General features: G+C 46.3%; 4 protein-coding genes and 1 pseudogene. All 5 read right to left on the bottom strand.

Going from position 1 to position 6094, the window contains the following annotated elements; genetic code table 11:
* The coding region (locus Xind_RS12910; protein ID WP_187650185.1) for an IS110 family transposase at positions 1-817 on the bottom strand (817 nt) is incomplete at its 3' end.
* A 208-nt stretch (positions 818-1025) separates the two neighbouring features.
* A pseudogene (locus tag Xind_RS12905) lies at positions 1026-1175 on the bottom strand (transposase); the annotation flags it as partial.
* Positions 1176-1493: 318 nt separating this feature from the next.
* Positions 1494-3008, bottom strand: a complete 1515-nt coding sequence (gene lysS / locus Xind_RS12900; RefSeq protein WP_187650184.1) for a lysine--tRNA ligase — start codon at positions 3006-3008, stop codon at positions 1494-1496.
* Between the two features lie 9 nt (positions 3009-3017).
* Positions 3018-4116 (bottom strand): peptide chain release factor 2 gene (prfB, locus tag Xind_RS12895; protein ID WP_187650183.1). Its coding sequence is split into 2 segments (ribosomal slippage): positions 3018-4040 and positions 4042-4116, totalling 1098 coding nucleotides; the frame shifts between segments, so codons are not numbered across the junction.
* Between the two features lie 218 nt (positions 4117-4334).
* Entirely contained in the window at positions 4335-6068 is a 1734-nt protein-coding gene (gene recJ / locus Xind_RS12890; protein WP_187650182.1) for a single-stranded-DNA-specific exonuclease RecJ, read from the bottom strand.
* Between the last annotated feature and the right edge of the window lie 26 nt (positions 6069-6094).

The raw sequence follows: 6094 nt of genomic DNA, 5'->3' as shown, positions 1-6094 counted from the left end.
AAGGATTAACGCCACAGAGCGCCGCTAATGCGGCTTCATTTTTTAGCCGTTCAGGATTATCACCCGCCACCGCAAGCAAAGTCGCCGCTGTCTGCGGGCCGACACCATACTGGCTCCGCAAATTTTTTGCATATTGTTTTGTGAGTTCATCCTGTAATTTATCCAGTTGAGCCACTTCGACAGCCAAGAGTTTCCATCTCTGTGCCAGCCCGCCCAGTATTTGCAATAAAATTTGTGAGGACAAAGAATTAGCCTGTTCAGTTTGCATTAAACACGCATTAACACATTCACGAGGGTTACTTTTCCAGAGCGCATCGCGGATATCTTGAGGAGCACTGACCAATAAGGCACGTATCTGATTGATAGCCTGTGTTTTAGCTTTGACCGCACTGCGTCTGGCAACGTCGGTGATCCGTAATGCCTCACAGATACCGGATTGTTGTTTAGGAATAGCCTGCGTTCTGCCTGCCAGCACCGTCCGGGCCGCACATTCTGCATCCAGTGGGTCAGACTTTCCATTCTGTCGTCGCATTGAACGATCTGGGCGCGTGATCTCCAAGACTTCAATACCCTTTTTGATCAAAAAACGGGTCAGGCCCGCCCCATAAGTTCCGGTTCCCTCGATGTCGGCCTGATTCACGGTTCCCCATGTTTGCGCCCAGCTCAGCAATTGCTGATATCCTGCCAGATTAGTTTCAACGGTTCGGGTACCGAGTAATTTGCCGGTACAATCGATAATCGCACCCACGTGCATCTCTAAATGGGTATCGACCCCCAAAATGACGCTGTCTTGCGGTTGTTGTGATGAATTCAACATACGGATCTCCTTTAATGAGAGCGGTATTACCATTCCCATCGTAGGACATGACACTCAGGGGGCAGGGGCAAGGCTCCTATTAGGTCACTGACTCTGGGCCCGGTAATCAGAGGAAACCGAAGTAAACGACAGGTCAACAGAAAGGCACGTAACCAATCCCAGCACGGGTCAGTTCACTCCGGTATTCGTCAGTACAGTAAACTGAGTGTCGCTCCTGTTTTAACTGGCGAACCCAGGACTCCATTGCCGATTTACTCACATTCATCGCCTTCGCAGCGTCTCTGATGCTGTAATATTGGTCAAGGACTAGCTGGGCAGATTCCAGTTTAAATTCGGGGCTGAAACGTCTTTTCATCATGTCACCTATTTGCGTGTTGAAGTGAGAATATCACCTCTATAACGGTGACCAAAATCATTGGACCACATCATTCCGTCTTGTGACAGTAACGACAAACCACATCAACTTTAGCCATCTTTCACCCATAATAAAAAACGGAAAGTTTATCACAGCATCTAATCATTGGACGCTTAACCGAATATAGTCATTTTGGCCTATTCAACGCACTACTGACACGCTACGCTTGCCTTTTCCTCACTTTTTATTTTCCTCACTGCAAAAACGCCCCGCTCAACAAACTGAGCAGGGCGTTATTTATTGATTTTAATCAAAAAACGATTATTTATTCGGACGCATAGCCGGGAATAAGATCACGTCACGAATGGTATGGCTATTAGTGAACAACATCACCATACGGTCGATACCAATACCCAAACCCGCTGTTGGCGGCATGCCGTGTTCCAATGCAGTTACGTAGTCATCATCGTAGAACATGGCTTCGTCATCACCTTCGTCTTTCTGACGAACCTGCTCTGCAAAACGTTCTGCCTGATCTTCTGCGTCGTTTAGCTCGGAGAAACCATTACCGATTTCACGTCCACCAATGAAGAATTCAAAACGGTCAGTAATGAATGGATTATCGTCATTACGACGCGCCAGTGGAGAAACTTCTGCCGGATATTCAGTAATAAATGTCGGCTGAATCAGATGGCTTTCCGCAGTTTCTTCAAAAATTTCACACTGAACACGGCCTAATCCCCAACCTTTTTCAACTTCAATACCAAGAGATTCAGCGATAGCAACAGCTTTAACCATATCATCCAGATCCGCCACGTTGGTTTCCGGGCGGTATTTGCAAATTGCTTCTTTCATGGTCATTTTCACGAAAGGTTTGCCAAAATCGAACTCTTGTTCGCCGTATTTGACCAACGTCGTACCCAACACTTCCTGAGTCAGTGTGCGGAACAATTCTTCAGTCAGAACGATCAAATCCTGATAATCAGCATAGGCCATGTAGAGCTCCATCATGGTGAACTCTGGATTATGACGTGGTGAAACGCCTTCATTTCGGAAGTTACGGTTGATTTCGAACACACGTTCAAAACCACCCACCACCAGACGTTTCAGGTAAAGCTCTGGCGCTATACGCAGATACATGTCGATATCCAGCGCATTGTGGTGAGTAATAAATGGACGCGCACTCGCTCCGCCAGGGATCGCCTGCATCATCGGCGTTTCAACTTCCATGAAGTTTTTGCTGATCATGAAATTACGCAACGCAGACATCACACGGGAACGGATCTGGAATGCTTTACGCGATTCATCATTCGAGATCAGATCCAGATAACGCTGGCGGTAACGGGTTTCCTGATCCGCCAGACCGTGGAATTTATCCGGCAATGGGCGTAATGCCTTAGTCAGTAAACGCAGTTCACTACAATGAATAGAAAGCTCGCCGGTTTTGGTTTTAAATAATTTACCGCGTGCACCTAAAATGTCACCTAAGTCCCATTTTTTGAACTGCTCGTTATAAATGCCTTCCGGCAGATCGTCACGGGAAACGTAGATCTGAATACGGCCGCCCATATCCTGCAAGGTCGCAAAAGATGCCTTACCCATGATACGGCGGGTCATCATACGACCTGCAATAGTTACTTCAATGTTCAGCGCTTCCAGCTCTTCCTGAGTTTTATCATCGTATTTTGCATGCAGATCTTCAGAAATGTTTTCACGACGAAAATCATTCGGGAATGCAATACCGTTGCTGCGCAGTGTAGCCAGTTTTTCACGGCGTGTTTTCAGTTCGTTATTTAAATCAGGAGCCTGTTCAGCCCCCTGCTGTTGTTGTGACATTTTAGTTCCTCATAGGCCAGCTTTTAAGCTTGCTTCAATGAATTTGTCCAAATCACCATCCAGCACAGACTGCGTATTGCGGGTTTCGATACCTGTACGCAAGTCTTTAATGCGGGAATCATCCAAAACATAAGAGCGTATCTGACTACCCCAACCGATATCCGATTTGTTCTCTTCCATAGCCTGTTTATCAGCATTTTTCTTCTGCATTTCCAGCTCGTACAGTTTGGCTTTCAACTGTTTCATCGCCTGATCTTTGTTTTTATGCTGAGAGCGGTCTGTCTGACACTGAGTAACAATACCTGTCGGTACGTGAGTAATACGCACCGCAGATTCGGTTTTGTTGACATGCTGACCACCCGCACCAGAGGCACGGTATACGTCGATACGCAAATCAGCAGGATTGATTTCGATATCAATGTCATCGTCAACTTCCGGGTAAATAAAAGCTGAGCTGAATGATGTATGACGGCGACCACCAGAATCAAACGGGCTTTTACGTACCAGACGATGTACACCAGTTTCTGTACGTAACCAACCGTAGGCATATTCACCGATAATTTTGATGGTAGCAGATTTCAGACCGGCAACATCGCCATCAGATTCTTCAATAATTTCGGTCTTAAAGCCTTTGGATTCCGCCCAACGCAAATACATGCGCATCAACATACTCGCCCAGTCTTGTGCTTCCGTACCACCAGAACCTGCCTGTAGATCCAAATAACAGTTTGCACTGTCATATTGGCCAGAGAACATGCGACGGAATTCAAGCTGGCCTAATTTTTCTTCCAATTGTTCCAATTCAGCTACCGCTTCATTGAAAGTTTCTTCATCATCAGCTTCAATGGCCAGTTCCAACAAGCCGTTTACATCTTCTAAGCCTTGCTCAAGCTGATCAATCGTTTCTACAATGCCTTCCAGCGATGAACGCTCTTTACCCAACGCCTGTGCCCGTTCCGGTTCATTCCAGACATCAGGCTGTTCCAATTCAGCATTGACTTCTTCTAAACGTTCTTTCTTGGCATCATAGTCAAAGATACCCCCTCAGAACTGCTGTCCGCTCAGACAGGTTCTGAATATGGTTTTTTACCGGATTAATTTCAAACATATTTCGTGTCTTATACGTTGTGTTTTTATAAAAAACGATGTTTTTTACAGAAAGATGATCGTATGGATATTTTCGAACCGCGTATTGTAACGGATCTGGCAAAGGGTTTATAGCATTTCAAGTGACTTGCCACATAATCATACGTGATTATGTGGCAATGGATAGATGGTTAATCACACTACCTTAGCCAATTGATCGACTCAGCCAGTAAGGCCAATTCAGTGAGGCCAGATGTGCTGGATTAAAAGCTGAACATCACGGTTACCGCGAAATTCGTTGATATCCAGTTTATAAGCCAGTTCCACCGTCTTAACGCTGTTATCTGGCCAGAATTTTGTATCGATGTTAAACGCAATACCATCCAACATCGGCCCTCCGTTTAACGGTTCAAGCATGACTTTCAGATGATTTTCACCAACAATCCTCTGTTGCAGGAGCTTAAATTTACCGTCAAATACCGGCTCAGAAAATGCCTGCCCCCAAGGACCTCCATCCCGCAGGATCTCAGCAACTTCCAGTGACAACTCTTTTAATGTCAGTTCACCATCACTCCAGATAACACCTTCAAGTTGAGCGACATCCAGCCAGTCTGCCACCAGTTCAGAGAAACGGCGCTGAAACTGGCCGAATTTATCCTGCTCAATCGATAACCCGGCTGCCATAGCATGGCCACCAAATTTCAGCATTAATCCCGGATATAAGGTTTCAAGGCGCTCAAGGGCATCTCGCATATGGAGCCCATTGACGGAACGACCTGAACCTTTTAGTGTTCCGTCTCCCGCAGGAGCAAAAGCGATAACCGGACGATGAAAACGTTCTTTAATACGAGATGCTAAAATGCCCACAACTCCCTGATGCCATTCAGGATGATAAATAGCCAGCCCGTAAGGTAATTCAGTATGAGTACGTTCAATTTGGTCACAGATCTGCAAGGCTTCCTGCTGCATACCCTGTTCAATTTCACGGCGAGTTTGGTTCAATCCATCTAATTCACAGGCAATTTGTCGTGCCTGTACAATATCATCAGTCAACAGCAATGCGACGCCAACGGACATATCATCCAGTCGCCCTGCTGCATTTAACCGTGGGCCCAGGGAGAATCCCAAATCACTGGCAACCAGCTTTCCTGATTCCCGTTTGGAAACCTCCAGTAATGCACGAATACCGGCACAACAGCGCCCTGCCCGGATCCGGTTCAATCCCTGATACACCAGAATACGGTTGTTGGTATCGAGAGGAACGACATCTGCTACTGTTCCCAATGCCACCAAATCAAGCAATTCTGCCAGATTCGGCAAAGGGATACCCTGTTGCTCAAACCACCCTATTTTACGTAGTTCCGCTCTGAGTGCGGACATCAGGTAAAAAGCAACACCAACACCGGCCAATGCTTTTGAAGGAAAGGAGCAATCCACCAGATTGGGGTTAATAATGGCATCTGCGGCTGGCAGTGTTTCCCCCGGCAAATGGTGATCTGTGATGATCACTTTAATACCGTACTGATGTGCTGCCGTAACACCCTCATGGGAAGAGATCCCATTATCGACGGTAATGATCAGATCAGTCCCTTTTTTGGCGACATCATTCACGACCTGCACACTTAATCCATAACCATCGTCAAAACGATTAGGCACAAAATAATCCAGATTCCGATATCCCATTGCACATAATGCACGGATGCTTAATGCGGTACTGGTTGCTCCATCAGCATCAAAATCACCGACAACAACAATGCGCCAATGTTGGTGCAATGCTGTAATAAGCAAGGAAACAGCCTCTTCAATGCCATTGAGAGATTGATAATTAAGTAACCCTTTCGCTCCGCGTTCTAACTCATCAGCCTGGCGTATACCACGTGTAGCATATAAGCGGCGTAATAACGGATGGATACTATCGGGAAGGTGGCTATCATCCGCCGCTGGGCGGCGGCGGAGTTGTGTTTTTCTATTCACTGGGCTTAATTCACTACCTGTTATTC

Origin of the sequence: Xenorhabdus indica (genome assembly GCF_014467235.1) — a bacterium.
In the GTDB taxonomy this organism is placed as follows: domain Bacteria; phylum Pseudomonadota; class Gammaproteobacteria; order Enterobacterales; family Enterobacteriaceae; genus Xenorhabdus; species Xenorhabdus indica.
The sequence above is the reverse complement of the archived record's forward strand: the minus strand, read 5'-3'. Positions and strand labels throughout refer to the sequence as shown.

What these genes read in the sequence shown, in the direction of transcription:
- lysS (WP_187650184.1), bottom strand. Translation starts at nt 3,008, where the DNA reads ATGTCACAACAACAGCAGGGGGCTGAACAGGCTCCTGATTTAAATAAC.